The 13,872-nt window shown below is 61.2% G+C and carries 15 protein-coding genes and 1 pseudogene; 9 read left to right on the top strand and 7 right to left on the bottom strand.

Translation table 11 applies throughout. The annotated features are described in order from the left end of the window. Together MOV76_RS34415 and MOV76_RS34410 are read right to left on the bottom strand one after the other, a co-directional pair. Positions 1-141, bottom strand: a pseudogene (locus MOV76_RS34415) (class I SAM-dependent rRNA methyltransferase); the annotation flags it as partial. A 187-nt stretch (positions 142-328) separates the two neighbouring features. Further along, complete coding sequence (locus MOV76_RS34410; RefSeq protein WP_247266212.1) at positions 329-919, bottom strand: NUDIX hydrolase; 591 nt, start codon at positions 917-919, stop codon at positions 329-331. A gap of 121 nt (positions 920-1,040) precedes the next feature. Between MOV76_RS34410 and MOV76_RS34405 the strand changes: the two genes are divergently transcribed. Both MOV76_RS34405 and MOV76_RS34400 read left to right on the top strand, forming a co-directional pair. Then, positions 1,041-1,496: a carbon monoxide dehydrogenase subunit G gene (locus tag MOV76_RS34405; protein WP_047617260.1), complete on the top strand. Its 456-nt coding sequence runs from the start codon at positions 1,041-1,043 to the stop codon at positions 1,494-1,496. A gap of 37 nt (positions 1,497-1,533) precedes the next feature. After that, complete coding sequence (locus MOV76_RS34400; protein ID WP_026230891.1) at positions 1,534-1,968, top strand: GNAT family N-acetyltransferase; 435 nt, start codon at positions 1,534-1,536, stop codon at positions 1,966-1,968. Between the two features lie 52 nt (positions 1,969-2,020). On the opposite strand, the gene MOV76_RS34395 is transcribed toward MOV76_RS34400, so the two are convergent. From MOV76_RS34395 to sppA, 3 genes are all read right to left on the bottom strand, one after another. Next, complete coding sequence (locus MOV76_RS34395) at positions 2,021-2,353, bottom strand: LapA family protein (protein ID WP_018447771.1); 333 nt, start codon at positions 2,351-2,353, stop codon at positions 2,021-2,023. Between the two features lie 163 nt (positions 2,354-2,516). Beyond that, on the bottom strand, positions 2,517-2,816 hold the full coding sequence (locus tag MOV76_RS34390; RefSeq protein WP_003544934.1) for an integration host factor subunit beta: 300 nt from the start codon (positions 2,814-2,816) through the stop codon (positions 2,517-2,519). 29 nt (positions 2,817-2,845) lie between these two features. Then, positions 2,846-3,796 carry a signal peptide peptidase SppA gene (sppA, locus tag MOV76_RS34385; RefSeq protein ID WP_026188591.1) on the bottom strand — a complete coding sequence of 317 codons (951 nt, stop codon included), beginning with the start codon at positions 3,794-3,796 and terminating at the stop codon, positions 2,846-2,848. A gap of 225 nt (positions 3,797-4,021) precedes the next feature. Between sppA and lptC the strand changes: the two genes are divergently transcribed. The 7 genes from lptC (at position 4,022) to ptsN (ending at position 10,329) form a co-directional block, all read left to right on the top strand. Continuing rightward, complete coding sequence (gene lptC / locus MOV76_RS34380; RefSeq protein WP_018244522.1) at positions 4,022-4,687, top strand: LPS export ABC transporter periplasmic protein LptC; 666 nt, start codon at positions 4,022-4,024, stop codon at positions 4,685-4,687. Positions 4,688-4,702: 15 nt separating this feature from the next. Beyond that, on the top strand, positions 4,703-5,338 hold the full coding sequence (locus MOV76_RS34375) for an LptA/OstA family protein (RefSeq protein WP_018244523.1): 636 nt from the start codon (positions 4,703-4,705) through the stop codon (positions 5,336-5,338). 40 nt (positions 5,339-5,378) lie between these two features. Then, entirely contained in the window at positions 5,379-6,155 is a 777-nt protein-coding gene (lptB, locus tag MOV76_RS34370) for an LPS export ABC transporter ATP-binding protein (protein WP_003556077.1), read from the top strand. Between the two features lie 155 nt (positions 6,156-6,310). After that, the gene (rpoN, locus tag MOV76_RS34365) at positions 6,311-7,870 is read left to right on the top strand and encodes an RNA polymerase factor sigma-54 (RefSeq protein ID WP_018244525.1); all 1,560 of its coding nucleotides are present in this window, start codon (positions 6,311-6,313) and stop codon (positions 7,868-7,870) included. 129 nt (positions 7,871-7,999) lie between these two features. Next, positions 8,000-8,923: a DMT family transporter gene (locus MOV76_RS34360; RefSeq protein WP_168331361.1), complete on the top strand. Its 924-nt coding sequence runs from the start codon at positions 8,000-8,002 to the stop codon at positions 8,921-8,923. A gap of 292 nt (positions 8,924-9,215) precedes the next feature. After that, a complete protein-coding gene (gene hpf / locus MOV76_RS34355) occupies positions 9,216-9,791 on the top strand; it encodes a ribosome hibernation-promoting factor, HPF/YfiA family (protein WP_017958734.1) in 576 nt (191 codons plus the stop codon). A gap of 73 nt (positions 9,792-9,864) precedes the next feature. Beyond that, complete coding sequence (ptsN, locus tag MOV76_RS34350; protein ID WP_018244527.1) at positions 9,865-10,329, top strand: PTS IIA-like nitrogen regulatory protein PtsN; 465 nt, start codon at positions 9,865-9,867, stop codon at positions 10,327-10,329. An 88-nt stretch (positions 10,330-10,417) separates the two neighbouring features. Here ptsN and MOV76_RS34345 read toward each other — a convergent pair whose 3' ends face one another. Beyond that, on the bottom strand, positions 10,418-12,757 hold the full coding sequence (locus tag MOV76_RS34345; RefSeq protein WP_247266211.1) for a methyl-accepting chemotaxis protein: 2,340 nt from the start codon (positions 12,755-12,757) through the stop codon (positions 10,418-10,420). Positions 12,758-13,103: 346 nt separating this feature from the next. Next, the coding region (locus MOV76_RS34340; protein WP_247266210.1) for a ribokinase at positions 13,104-13,872 on the bottom strand (769 nt) is incomplete at its 5' end.

Raw genomic sequence — 13,872 nt, 5'->3', positions numbered from 1 at the left:
GGCAGCCTCGCGCACTGTCTCGCGGGCCGCCGCAGGCCGCGCGACCGGCTTCGGCGGCCGGCCTGTCCGATCGTTCCTGCGGCTTTCACCGGAAGAACCTGATGTTTTCTTCTGGCCCGGCCGGCCTTCTCTTTGTTTCAACGTGCTCTTCCGCATCTCTGTCGGGGTGTCTTATCGGCTTTGTGTCCGCTGCGGCGCCGTGCGTCTTTTCAGACGTGCAAAGGACGCTGCAGCACTTTGAATATGCAGTAGCCCAGAAAAGCGTGGCGGATCAACTGCGCAGCCGCCTGAGCCCGGGCAAGAGGAGCGGGTTCTCCCGGCGCAACGCCTATTTCAAGCCCTCGGAGGCCTGTGTGCGAAGCCAGCTTTCCGCCGCATAGAGGGCTGCGACATGCATCGACTGCATGATGACGGCGCCGGACTGCAGGTCGCCAAGGATGGCAGCAAGATCGGTAAACAGCAGCTCGACCTTCTCGCCCGGGTCGAAACGCGGTTCGCCGGCCTTGCTCAGGCCGAGCGCCAGCCAGCTGGTTACGGCGTTGCTGTGGCTGGCGGCATTCGGATAGGAGGTGAGCAGTTTGACGAAGGTCGAGGCTTCATAGCCGGTTTCCTCCCGGAGTTCGCGCTGGGCTGCCGCCAACGCCGTATCGCCGGTGTTGCTGTCGCTGCGTTCGACGCCGCCGGCGACGAGACCGAGCACAATCTCGCCGCGGCCGTGCCGGTATTCTCGCGTCAGCAGCACGCGCCCGTCGGGCATCACGGGGATGACGTTGATCCAGTCGGGATAATCGAGCACATGAAAGGGCGCGATGATGGTTCCATCGGCGGTGACACAATCGTCGCTCCGGACCCGGATCCAGCGGTCCTCATAGGTGATCCGGCTTGCCGTCACGCTCCAGGGCTTCAGTTCGTCGGTCATCGGCCCATCCCTTGTGTGTCAGATGTCTGTCATCGGAACCCGGCAGATAACATTCCGTCCCGCCTTGGCAAAGCGCTTTCCCGCTGGGATAAGATGAGCGAATCGAAGATGGGGCCATCGAATGGATTTCACCGGCGAAGAACGCATCGCCGCGCCGCGGGACGTCGTCTGGGCAGCACTCAACGATCCCGACATCATGCGTGGCTGCATTCCAGGCTGCCAAGGTATCGAGCGGCTTTCGCCGAGCGCCTTCGAGGCGACGATCAAAGTCAGGTTCAGCCTGCTGTCCGCCACCTTCCATGGGCTGCTGACGCTTTCCAATGTCGACGCGCCGAAGAGCTATACGCTGTCGGCCGAAGGCAAGGGCGGTCTTGCCGGCTTCGCCAGGGGCAGCGCCGATATCGTGCTTGAGGAAAGGGGTGCCGAGACTATCCTGCACTACCGCTCGAAGGCCGAACTCGGCGGCAGGCTCGCCCAGCTCGGCGCCCGTCTGCTCGACTCGGCTTCGCAAAAGCTCGCCGAAGGGTTCTTTTCGGATTTCAATGCCGCGGTCGTCGCGAAGATGGCGGCCGGTTAGGCTTGGCGCGGGTTGGAGCTTCGTTTAAATCGGCATGATGACGTGGACCATTAGGCCGCCGCGGGCGGAAGACCAGGAAATGCTCGCGGAGATTTATCTTTCCGTGCGCCGCGAAACATTCGTCTGGGTCGATCCCGGCAAGTTCCATCGCGAGGATTTCGCCGCCCATACCAATGGCGAGACGGTCTTCGTTTGCGAGCATGCGGATGGCAGCGTAGCCGGCTTCCTGTCGCTCTGGCCGGAGGACGATTTCATCCACATGCTCTACTTAAGACCGGAATTCCAGGGTCGGGGCGCCGGCACGGCGCTGTTGCACGCGCTGCCGCAATGGCCGCAACACCGGTACCGGCTGAAATGCCTGGTAAAGAACCGGCGGGCAAAGGCGTTCTACCTTTCCCATGGTTTCCATGTGACCGGCAACGGCGCGTCGCCGGAGGGCGACTATGAGGAGCTGAGCTTTTTTCCGATTTGACTGCCGCCGAAAGCCGGCCGCCGAAACCGAGCCAAACGAATATTGACCGGTTTTATCGCGCCGGCAGCTGCCCGGCGATCTCCTCGGCGCGGTTCTTGTGGCGGTCGGCCTCGCTTTGCCAGCGGATGGCTTCCTTGGCCTCGGTGCGGGCGCGCTTGCGGTGTTTGCCCTGGCTGAACCAGGTGGCGGCCGCGCCGATCAGCATGCCTGTAATCAGCGCGATGAACAGGAAGACGAAGAAGGGCGCGGAAACCGCGAGCACCTGATCATCAGGCCGGAACGGATTGAAGGCGAGCGTGACGCTCTGCCGGTTGGCGACGCAGAAGACGATGAGGATGACGCCGAGCGGCAGCAGAATCAATAGGTTGACGATCTTCTTGGCCATTTGAGGTCTCCACGCGGCAGATTGCGCCGGTCTTTTTGAGGGGCGCGTTTCATGCTTACAGCACGACGCGTCTTTGTAAGACGCGCAAAGCACGATGCGTTACCAGAATAGGAAAACGGCCCTCGAGTTCAAGTGCGGTTTCGCCGCAGGCGGTTCGCGCCGCTCAATCCTCTTCGTCGGCCTGGCCGGGATTGAGCCGCTCGCGCAGCTCCTTGCCGGTCTTGAAGAAGGGCACCCACTTCTCCTCGACGAAGACGGTGTCGCCGGTCCGCGGGTTGCGGCCGGAGCGAGAAGGGCGGTTCTTGACCGAAAAGGCGCCAAAGCCGCGCAATTCGACTCGGTTACCCGCAGCCAGTGCATCCGTGATCTCGTCGAGAACCGCGTTGACGATATTCTCGACGTCGCGATGATAGAGATGCGGGTTGCGTGCGGCAACAATCTGCACCAATTCGGACTTGATCACATTCGCCCCCTTAAATTATTGATTTCTTATCAATCGTGGCCAACCTGCCAAACTGAAAGCAGCCCGTCAAGAAGCAACTTTGGGGGCAGGATTCCATTGATATCCTGGGTTTTCATGAGATCATCATAACCGAAGATCGTAATCAACCGCGAAACAGCCCCAGCGAGCAGAAAGGGCGTATTGCTCTTCTTGTCCCAGTCGACCATCGGCAGATCGCCGTCGACGCCGCGTGATTTGAGATAGGCACGGATCTCAGCCTCGCCGCCGATGGCATCGACGAGTTTCACCTTCAGCGCCTGGCGGCCGGTATAGATCGTGCCGTCGGCCAGTTTCAGCACCTCGTCGCGCGGCAGCTTGCGCCGGTCGGCGACCAAGTCGACGAACCAGTTATAGCTGTCGACCACCATGTTGCGGATCATCGCTTTGGCTTCCTCGCTCGCCTCGTGGAAGGGCGAGGGCTCGGCCTTCAGCGGCGAAGACTTGATCTCCTGCAGCGAGACGCCGATCTTGTCGAGCAGCGGCTGGATCTGCGGATACTGGAAGATGACGCCGATCGAGCCGGTAATCGAGCTGTCGCCGGCAATGATGGTATCGCCGGCGGTGGCGATCATGTAGCCGGCAGAGGCGGCAAGTGTGCGGACGTCGGAGACGACAGGCTTCTTGGCTGATATCGCGCGGATCGCCTTGAAGATTTTTTCGCCGCCATAGGTCGTGCCGCCGGGCGAGGAGATCGAAATCACTGCTGCCTTCACCTGGTCGCTGGTCTCGACCTTCTTCAGCCGCTCCAGAAGCTCGTCGTCGTCGACGATCAGCCCCGATATCGTCACATGGGCGATGTGCGGGCGCTCCGTCCCGGTATCGCCGAGGGCGAAGCGGTAGAAGGCGAAACCAAGTGCCACGATGAGGGCCACCGCGATGAGGCGCCAGAAGCCGAGCTTGCGGCGCAGCCGACGGCGATCCGCGATGATCGAACTGTCCATAAAAACCTCCAGCGCTGGCACCGGCTTCGGCATGCCGCCGATCGACCCGGTGAAATAGGGTGGCAGCGGCCCGTACGAATGCCACTTTTCAATGTTTTTCCGTTTTGTTGCTTGTTGCAGAAAAAATTCCATATTGGCAAGCCAATGTAATAATGCGAAACGAACTGTGATTGGCGGCCGGCTTTGTTATGAAGGCGCGGCGATCACCGCACATGGACGAGGCCTATGCTCGATACCCTGAAGAACAACGGACATGCCGCCTATTCAGGGTCGGGCAAGAATGCCTATGGCGATGCGTTGTTCCATTCCGCCCGCGTGCGGCGGCTGAAAATATTGCTGCCGGTGGCGGCCCTGGTCATCGCAGCGAGCCTCACCGCGGTGGCGTTGGTCCGCATCTATCTGCCCGAGAACATCAAGTTGGAAGGCGCCAAGATCGAGAACGGCAAGGTCGTGATGGAAAAGCCGGCGATCGCTGGCCGCAATTCCGACGGCATCAACTATTCGATGCTGGCCGAAAGGGCGCTGCAGGACATCCGCAATCCCAATCTCATCACGCTCGAAACCATCAAGGCCGCCGTGCCGATGAATGACGGCCTGATCGCCCGCGTCGTCGCCTCGACCGCAGACTACAACCGCACTACCGACAATCTGCATATGACGGCCCCCTTCACTTTGGTGCTGAGCAGCGGCCTCAATGCGAATTTCCAGTCCGCCCAGCTCGACATCAAGGGCGGAAACATGCGGAGCGACGATCCCGTCACCATCACCAAGGACAATGCCTCCATTGTTGCGCAGTCGATGGAGATAACCGATAAGGGGCGGGTGATCACATTCGAGGGGAATGTTCGCATGAATGTCGATCCATCCACCATCCATAAACAGGGCACTTAACCAGCCGGGTCATCCATGACAAAAGATTGTCGCATTTCCACTTGCAAGACAGGCATGGCATTCGTTGCCGGCGCATTTGCCCTCATTCTGACGGCCTCGGGCGCGGGTGCGCAGTCGACCACGATGTCGGGCATGAAGCTTTCCAACGACCAGCCGATCCAGATCGAAAGCGACAAGCTTGAGATCCATGACCAGGAACACACCGCGCTTTTCACCGGCAAGGTCAAGGTCGTTCAAGGCACGACGACGATGCAGTCCGGCAAGATGACCGTCTATTACAAGGACAAGGCGGCAAAGCCGGCTGCCGACGGGGCGCAACCCGCTGCCCAGCCGGAGCAATCGGCCTCGCTTGCATCGGGAAGTGCAGATATCGACAAGATCCTGGTGACGGACAAGGTCCTCTTGACCTCGGGCACGCAGACGGCGACCGCCGATGACGGCAATTTCGACATGGCCTCGCAGACATTCATCCTCACGGCAGATGAGGGGAACAAGGTTATCCTGTCGGACGGGCCGAACGTCTTTACCGGCTGCAAACTGACGGTTCACATGCAGACTGGCCAGGCGGAGCTTGAAAGCTGCGGCGGGCGTGTCCAAATTCAGCTCGATCCGAAATCGAAGCCGAATACACCGCAGCAGAAGCAGAACTGAGAAGCCGGCCTCCCACGTGAAATTATCATCGCTATCCACCATGTTCGGCAAGCCCGGGCCACAAGCTGCGGGTGCCGCCGACAAGAGCCGTTATCAGGGAACGTTGATCGCACGCGGTCTGACGAAGACCTATGCGACGCGGCGCGTCGTCAACGGCGTCTCGCTGGTGGTGCGCCGCGGCGAGGCTGTCGGCCTGCTCGGCCCGAACGGCGCCGGCAAGACCACCTGTTTTTATATGATCACCGGCCTTGTGCCGGTGGACGAAGGCACGATCGAGATCGACGGCAACGACGTCACCACCATGCCGATGTACCGCCGCTCACGTCTCGGCGTCGGTTACCTGCCGCAGGAAGCCTCGATCTTCCGTGGGCTGACGGTGGAAGAGAATATCCGCGCCGTCCTCGAAGTGCATGTGAAGGACAAGGCTGAGCGCGAGCAGAAGCTGAATGAGCTGCTGGAGGAGTTCCATATCCAGAAGCTGCGCAAGAGTGCCGCCGTCGCCCTTTCCGGCGGTGAGCGCCGCCGCCTCGAAATCGCGCGTGCGCTTGCGACCGACCCGACCTTCATGCTGCTCGACGAACCTTTCGCCGGCGTCGACCCGATCTCGGTCGCCGACATCCAGAATCTCGTTCACCACCTGACGGCGCGCGGCATCGGCGTTCTCATCACCGACCACAATGTACGCGAGACGCTGGGTCTGATCGACCGCGCCTACATCATCCATGCCGGTGAGGTGCTGACCCATGGCCGGGCGAACGACATCGTCAACAATCCGGAAGTGCGCCGGCTCTACCTCGGCGACAATTTCAGCCTCTGATACCGGGCGGCCCGCAGAAATTCACCTTGTCGGCATAGTTCCGCTTGACCAAATACAATAAAAAAGCAATTTTTGGGCCAACTTGGATTTCCGTGGCCTGAAGCCTTGATCGGACGCGGTTTCCCGGAGGAATCGAGGGGAGTTTCGCGTCCGTCATGGCACTGTCCGCCAATCTTTTCCTGCGCCAGACCCAGTCCCTGGTGATGACACCGCAACTGATGCAATCCATCCAGTTGCTGCAGATGACTCATTTCGAGCTCAACCAGTTCATCGCCATGGAAGTGGAGAAGAACCCGCTGCTCGAATTTCCGTCGAATGACGGCGAGGCGGTCGGAGAACGTGGCGAAAGCGAAGATGAGCAGTATGCTCATCAGCCGGAGGATGCCGGGTCGGACGATGGCTATGACAACCGCGCCGAGGCGCTCTCCAGCGACTGGTATGACAATGGCGGCAGTGCCAGCACGAGCCGGCTGAACGACGAACTCGACGCCAATTATACCAATGTCTTTCCTGATGACGGCGCCCCGCAGCGCCTCGATGCGCCGGAGCTCGTCAGCCAGTGGAAATCGATGCCGGGCAGCGGCGAGGGCGCCGACTACGATCTCGACGATTTCGTCGCCGGCCAGGTATCGCTGCGCGATCACCTCGCCCAGCAGATCCCCTTCGTCCTGCCTGACATGGCCGACCGGCTGATCGCGCAGAATTTCGTCGACCAGCTCGACGACTGCGGTTATCTGCAGGCCGATATCGTCGAGGCGGGCGAGAGGCTGGGCACGAGCCTCGCACAGGCCGAGCGCGTGCTCGCCACCCTCCAGAGCCTCGATCCGCCGGGTGTTTTCGCCCGCAGCCTTGCCGAATGCCTGGCGATCCAGCTCCGGCAGAAGGACCGATACGACCCCGCCATGCAGGTTCTGGTCGAAAACCTCGAACTGCTCGCCCGGCGCGATTTCGCCACGTTGAAGCGGCTCTGCGGCGTCGATGAGGAAGATCTTCTCGACATGCTCGGCGAGATCCGCCAACTCAATCCGAAGCCCGGCAGTGGTTTCGAGGCAGGTGTTTCCGAAGCGATCATGCCGGATGTGGTCGTCAGAGCCTCCTCGGACGGCGGCTGGCTGGTCGAGCTCAATCCGGATACACTGCCACGCGTGCTGGTCAACCAGTCCTATTTTTCCCGGGTGACAAAGAACGGCGAGGATCACGCCTTCCTCTCCGATTGCCTGCAGACCGCCAACTGGCTGACGCGCAGCCTTGATCAGCGGGCAAAAACCATCATGAAGGTGGCAAGCGAAATCGTCCGCCAGCAGGACGCCTTCCTGCTGCACGGCGTCGACTATCTGCGCCCGCTGAACCTGAAGACGGTGGCCGAGGCGATCAAGATGCATGAATCCACCGTCAGCCGCGTCACCTCGAACAAATATATGCTGACGCCGCGCGGCCTCTTTGAACTCAAATATTTCTTCACCGTCTCGATCAGCGCCGTCGCTGGTGGCGACAGCCATTCGGCTGAGGCCGTGCGTCACAAGATCCGTGCGCTGATCCTGCAGGAAAGCCCGGAAGCGGTGCTTTCCGATGACGATATTGTCGACATGCTGAAGAAGGGCGGCGTCGATCTCGCCCGCCGCACGGTTGCGAAATACCGGGAGGCGATGAACATCGCGTCTTCGGTCCAGCGCCGCCGCGAGAAGCGGGCGCTCGCCAAGGTCGCCGGCTTCTGACGCTGTCATGCTTCGACCTGGATCGAAGCATTCTGCCCGCAAATCCCGTTATTCCTCTCCAGCGCCCTGCGTCTTTTCAGACGCGCAACGGCGCTGCAACCCTTTGAATTTTCTTGAACGAAGATCGAAATGCCGACGATGACGCCGCGAAATCCGAACCTCGCCAGGGAGCTTTTCCTGCTGCTGGTGCTGGCGACCCTTTGGGGTTCCTCCTATAGCTTCATCAAGATCGGCGTCGAGACGATCCCACCTATAACGTTGATCGCCGCCCGCACGCTGATTGCTGGGGGCATTCTGCTGGCCGTGCTGCGCCACCGGCGTGTCCGCCTGCCGCGCGATCGTGCGACCTGGCGGCGGTTTTTCGTTCAGGCCTGTCTGAACAGCGTCGTTCCCTTCACGCTGATCGCCTGGGCGGAACAGTCCGTCGATGCCGGATTGGCGGTGATCCTGAATTCGGCAACGCCGATCTTCACCTTCCTGCTGACCGTGCTGATGACCCGCCATGAGCAGGTGACGCTGCGACGGCTTTTCGGCGTTATGGCCGGGCTTGCCGGCATCTGCCTCGTCATCGGCGTCGAAGCGCTCGGCGGTCTCGGCGAAAGCCTGATGGCGCAACTCGCCATCATCCTGGCGACCATCTGCTATGCAGGTGCCGCGATTTTCAGCAAGAACTTCAAGGGGCTCGATCCCGCAGTGCCGGCGGCCGGCTCGCTGATCTCAGGCGCGGTCATTCTCTTGCCCATGAGCCTCGTCGTCGATCGACCCTGGGAGCTCGATCCCTCGGCAGCATCGATGCTGGCGCTGCTTGCCCTCTCCGCTTTTTCGACGGCGCTCGCCTTTGCGATCTATTTCCGTCTCATCCAGACGCTGGGCTCGGTCGGAACCACCTCGCAAGCCTATCTCAGAGTGCCGATCGGTGTTGCGATCGGCATCGTCTTCCTCGGCGAAAGGCTGAGCTCGACGGCCTGGATCGGACTCGTCTGCGTCATAGCAGGCGTCGCTGCCATGACGATCCCCGCAAAGGTGAATACAACGCAAGCGAGAAACGCGTAAGGTGGTTAGGGTGGTGATTGGCGGCATGCGTTGCCCAGCAAGGTACCCGACACACGTTGTCCGAGTGCCGCTGATAGTGATTCGCCGCCCTATTGACTTTTCGGTAACCTGTGGCTAGAAGCGCGCCGCAATCGGTGCCGTGAACGGCATCTGGAGTTATCCCCATCATCCCCAGGGCACCAAGGACCCGCAGGCCTAAGCCGATCTTGCTTGAGATTGCGCGAAGTGCTTGGATGAACCTGATGCTTGGCGTAAACTGATACCCGCAAACGACCATAAGAAGGGAAACTCCATGAGTGTGCGTGTATCCGGGAAACATATGGAAATTGGTGAATCCTTCCGTCAAAAGATCGAGGACCAAATTGGTATGGCCATCACGAAATACTTCGACGGGGGATATTCCGGCCAGGTGACCGTGGAAAAGGCGAGTTCTCGTTACTCGGCGGATTGCAAGCTGCATCTGGACAGCGGGGTGGTGTTGCATGCGGCCGGCGAGGCGACCGACCCGCAGTTGGCTTTCGACGCCGCCTCCCAGCGGATCGAAAAACGGCTGCGGCGTTACAAGCGCAAGCTGAAGGACCATCACGCCGGAAACCATCTGAATGGTTTTGCAGAGGTCTCCTACACGGTTATGGATTCCGTTCCTGATCACGATGATGAAATCGCCGACGATTTCGCTCCCGCGATCGTCGCTGAAAGCACGAAGCAGTTGAAGACCATGTCGGTCGCCACCGCCGTGATGGCGCTCGACATGACCGACGAGCCGCTTCTCCTGTTCCGCAGCCCCGGCAAGGAACATCTGAACATCGTTTACCGTCGGCACGACGGAAATATTGGCTGGATCGATTCAGCCAGTATCAAAGGCTGAGATCAGGGTGGTGAGCGGCGGTATTGCCGCCGCTCCTTGCATTATCTGATCCCGGCGACAGAAGGAAAAAGAAATGGCATTGGCAGATTTGCTCCATCAGGATGCGATCATTCCCGCCCTCAGAGTAAATTCCAAGAAACAGCTGCTTCAGGAGTTGGCCGCAAGAGCCGCCAGGATCACCGGGCTCTCCGAACGGGAGATCTTCGACGTCATCCTGCAGCGCGAGCGCCTTGGCTCGACCGGCGTCGGCAACGGCATCGCCATTCCCCACGGCAAGCTGGTCAACATCCATTCGATCGTCGGCATCTTCGCCCGGCTGGAGCAGCCGGTCGATTTCGAGGCGCTGGACGACCAGCCGGTCGATCTCGTCTTCCTGCTGCTTGCGCCGGAAGGGGCGGGCGCCGATCATCTCAAGGCTCTGTCGCGGATCGCCCGCGTGCTGCGCGATCACGATCTGGTCGCCAAGCTGCGCGCCACCGATTCCTCCCAGGCGATCTATGCCTTCCTCAACGAAGAACAGACGTCGAACGCTGCCTGACGCACGTCGCGCGATAACGCATCGATTCTCGAATGCAAAAAGGCGCCTGATCTCTCAGGCGCCTTTCGCATTATGATGCGCTGAACGATCAGAACTCTTCCCAGCTGTCCTGCGCCACGGCCGCGGATCCAGGCGACGGGGCAAGGGAGCGACGGACCGCCGGGGCGCTCACGCGAAGCGAAGGGGCCGCAGCCGCCGGCGCCCGCATCTTTTGCGCGACGGAGGCAAGGGCTGCGGCGTTCCTCGAACCCGAGACATTGAAGCGGGTGGCGAGCGCCTTCAGCGTCTGCGCCTCGTCGTTGAGTGCGACGCTCGCCGCCGTCGCTTCCTCCACCATGGCCGCATTCTGCTGCGTCACCTGGTCCATCTGGTTCATGGCCTGGTTGATTTCCTTCAGGCCGACAGCCTGTTCGCTGGCCGATGCCGAGATCTGCCGGATGAGGTCGTTGATGCCCATCACCTGTTCGGCGATCTTGTGCAGCGTGCCGCCGGCGCGCCCGACGAGATCGACGCCTTCCTTGACCTGGACGGCCGAGGTGTTGATCAGCGTCTTGATTTCCTTTGCGGCATTGGCCGAACGCTGTGCGAGTTCGCGCACCTCCTGGGCGACGACGGCAAAACCCTTGCCGGCTTCCCCGGCACGCGCCGCCTCGACACCGGCATTCAGGGCCAGCAGGTTGGTCTGGAAGGCGATCTCGTCGATGACGCCGATGATCCGCGAAACCTCCGTCGAAGATTGTTCGATCCCTTGCATCGAGGCAATCGCCTTCTGCACCACTTCGCCGGACTTTTCGGCATCCTGGCAGGCGAGGTTGACGTTCTCGGCTGCCGTGCGCGCATTCTCGGCGCTGGAATCGACCTGCGCGGTGAGCTCGTTGAGCGCGGCCGCCGTCTCTTCCAGGCTTGCTGCCTGCTGCTCGGTGCGCTTGGCGAGGTCGGAAGCACTGTTGCTGATTTCACCGGTGCCGGAGCCGATATTGGCGACGCTGAGGTTCATCGTGTTGATGGTCTCTTCCAGGCTCGCGAGCGCTGCGTTGAAATCCTGTTTCAGCTTGCCGTATTCACCGGGGAATTCGTCGGTGATGCGGTGACTAAGATTGCCCTGCGACAGCGCGGAAAGGCCGGCGCCGACGATCGAGACGATATGGCGCTGCAGCGACACCGATTCCTGGCGTTCCGATTCCGAGCGGCTACGCTCGGTCTCGGCCGCCTGCCGTTCTCTGGCGGCTTCGTCTTCGAGGCGGCGGCTGTCGGCGAGCGTGAAGCGGAAGCCTTCGAGCGCCTTGGCGACCGAACCGACTTCGTCGCTGCGATCTTGAGCAGCGACCGGTTCGCCATATTGGCCGTCGCTCAGCGCTTTGACGCTGGCGACGAGCCCGCCGAGCGGCCGCTGCACGAAAGAGCGGACGGCGAAATAGAGCGCCAGCATGACGGCACCAAGCACGATCAGCCCGTTGATGATCATCACGTAGGTCTGGTCTCGCACCGGCGCGTTAATCGCCGTGTGCGGCACGTCGACGAGCACGACCCAGGTGGCGTTGACGCCGGGAACCGCGAACGGATAGACGACGCGATCGAAGGGATCGAGGCCGTCATAGGTGAGGTTCCTGACGAGACCGGGCTGCTTGCTGGACAGCGCCGTCTTGACGATGTCGGCGCCCTCGCCGTCATATTCCTTGGTCATCAGGTCGGGGATCGGCGCGACGATCCAGTTGCCGGCCTGCGACAACAGCGTGACGCGGCCCGAACCGAAAGGATGCAGCGCCTGCAGCTTGTCGGTCAGCGACTTCAGCGAAATGTCGACGCCGCCGACGCCGATCATCTTACCATCAGACATGACCGGATAGGCAATCGAGGTCAGCAGCGTCGGCACATCTGTTCCCTCGGCCATATAGGGCGTGGTGATCGCGCCCTTGCCGCTGTCGGCGGCAAGCTTCCACCATGCGGCGGTATAATCATTATCGAAGGTCGAATATTGAATGCCACCGTCCTTGGTCTTCGACCAGTAGGGCGTGAAGGCGCCGTTCTTGTTGGTGCCTTCGTCATTATTGTTGGCGATCTCGGTGGTTTTGCCGTCAAGCGCGCCGAGCTGCTCGCAGAACCAGCTGCCGAAGGCGAAGGCGTTCTGCTCGAGATTGGCCTTCAATACATTGATCATGCCCTTGCGATCGAGCGATTTGCCTTCATGGCCGCGGCCGATGACGCCCGACATGGTGCGTGCGGCGCTGGCGAGTTCGCCGACATTGGCGGCGATTTCATTGGCGATCGACTTTGCCTCGAGGTTGGCCTGATCCATCGTCAGCGTCTGGACGCGATCCCGGGTCTGGCCGATGAGGAAAAAGTTCGAAACGATGAGAACAAGCGCGATGGCGATGCCGGTGATGACGATGAGTTTCGCGGCAAGCGATTTCATGCGAAAAATGAACATGGGGTCCTCGGGCAAGGATGCGCCGAACGGGCATTCTCCGGCACAGGAGCAAAGGCTCGCCCCATCATGGGGCAGCCGGCTACAGCGCCGCGCATCTTTTCGAGAGCCGCAAAGGACGCTGTAGCACTTTGAATCGCTGCATAATTTTGTCCTTAAATCGACTCCGATTTAAGGAATTATGCGGTGGACGTCCGGAATCCGAAAGGCGGGAGGCGCCGGCGACCACGAGGAACATCGCCGGAAATCTCTTAAATTTAAATGAAACTCTATCGATCGGGGCCATGAAAATCGCCGAAACGCCCTGAATTACAGGGAGTTTTGCCGGCGGCTTCGCAAAGAGACGCGGCTATATCCTGTCTGCGACTTCCTCGCTCAAAGGGATCGACGGTTGCGCCCCGGCCTTGAGGCAGGCGAGCGAACCGGCAACCGCCGCGCGGCGCAGCGCCGAGACAAAATCGAGGCCGTCGTCGAGGCTCGCGGCGAAATAACCGCAGAAAGTGTCTCCGGCGCCGACCGTATCGACAGGTTCGATCTTGAGACCTTGCGCCCTTGAAATCGCCCCGTCGCGAATGGCGATGACCCCATCGCCGCCGAGCGTTACGATCAGCGTCTGGCCCGTCTCCGCGTGTAGGCGCACAAGGGCTGCCTCACGCGCTGCGGCGTCCATGCCTTCCTGTCCGGCAAGCCGCTCGAATTCGGTCTCGTTGGCAATGACGATATCGGCGAGCCGGCCGAGACGCGGGGCATCGGGGATCAGCGGCGCGAGGTTGAGGATGCTGGTGACGCCCTTGGCGCGGGCGGCCGACAGCGCGCGCTCGACGGCAGCAGCCGGCACTTCGAGCTGCAGCATCAGGATATCGCCTTCGTTCATGCGGCCGATCGCCGTCTCGGCATCGGTGGGCGTGACCTGGCCATTGGCGCCGGGAACGACGGCAATCATGTTTTCGCCGTCGCCGCCGACAAGGATCAGCGCCGTGCCTGTGGGACCGTCGACATGTTTGATCAGAGAAAGGTCGGTGCCTGCATCATCGAGCAGGGCCAGCGCCTCCGCGGCGAAAGCATCCTTGCCGACGGCGCCGGCCATATGCACGTAGCGGCCGGCCCGCCGGGCCGCC

Source organism: Rhizobium sp. PRIMUS64 (genome assembly GCF_023006465.1).
GTDB classification, from domain to species: Bacteria; Pseudomonadota; Alphaproteobacteria; order Rhizobiales; family Rhizobiaceae; genus Rhizobium; species Rhizobium leguminosarum.
Note: the sequence above shows the minus strand (reverse complement) of the source record. Positions and strands in the feature narration are given on the sequence as shown.

What these genes read in the sequence shown, in the direction of transcription:
- MOV76_RS34410 (WP_247266212.1), bottom strand. Translation starts at nt 919, where the DNA reads ATGACCGACGAACTGAAGCCCTGGAGCGTGACGGCAAGCCGGATCACC.
- MOV76_RS34405 (WP_047617260.1), top strand. Translation starts at nt 1,041, where the DNA reads ATGGATTTCACCGGCGAAGAACGCATCGCCGCGCCGCGGGACGTCGTC.
- MOV76_RS34400 (WP_026230891.1), top strand. Translation starts at nt 1,534, where the DNA reads ATGACGTGGACCATTAGGCCGCCGCGGGCGGAAGACCAGGAAATGCTC.
- MOV76_RS34395 (WP_018447771.1), bottom strand. Translation starts at nt 2,353, where the DNA reads ATGGCCAAGAAGATCGTCAACCTATTGATTCTGCTGCCGCTCGGCGTC.
- sppA (WP_026188591.1), bottom strand. Translation starts at nt 3,796, where the DNA reads ATGGACAGTTCGATCATCGCGGATCGCCGTCGGCTGCGCCGCAAGCTC.
- lptC (WP_018244522.1), top strand. Translation starts at nt 4,022, where the DNA reads ATGCTCGATACCCTGAAGAACAACGGACATGCCGCCTATTCAGGGTCG.
- MOV76_RS34375 (WP_018244523.1), top strand. Translation starts at nt 4,703, where the DNA reads ATGACAAAAGATTGTCGCATTTCCACTTGCAAGACAGGCATGGCATTC.
- lptB (WP_003556077.1), top strand. Translation starts at nt 5,379, where the DNA reads ATGTTCGGCAAGCCCGGGCCACAAGCTGCGGGTGCCGCCGACAAGAGC.
- rpoN (WP_018244525.1), top strand. Translation starts at nt 6,311, where the DNA reads ATGGCACTGTCCGCCAATCTTTTCCTGCGCCAGACCCAGTCCCTGGTG.
- MOV76_RS34360 (WP_168331361.1), top strand. Translation starts at nt 8,000, where the DNA reads ATGCCGACGATGACGCCGCGAAATCCGAACCTCGCCAGGGAGCTTTTC.
- hpf (WP_017958734.1), top strand. Translation starts at nt 9,216, where the DNA reads ATGAGTGTGCGTGTATCCGGGAAACATATGGAAATTGGTGAATCCTTC.
- ptsN (WP_018244527.1), top strand. Translation starts at nt 9,865, where the DNA reads ATGGCATTGGCAGATTTGCTCCATCAGGATGCGATCATTCCCGCCCTC.
- MOV76_RS34345 (WP_247266211.1), bottom strand. Translation starts at nt 12,757, where the DNA reads ATGTTCATTTTTCGCATGAAATCGCTTGCCGCGAAACTCATCGTCATC.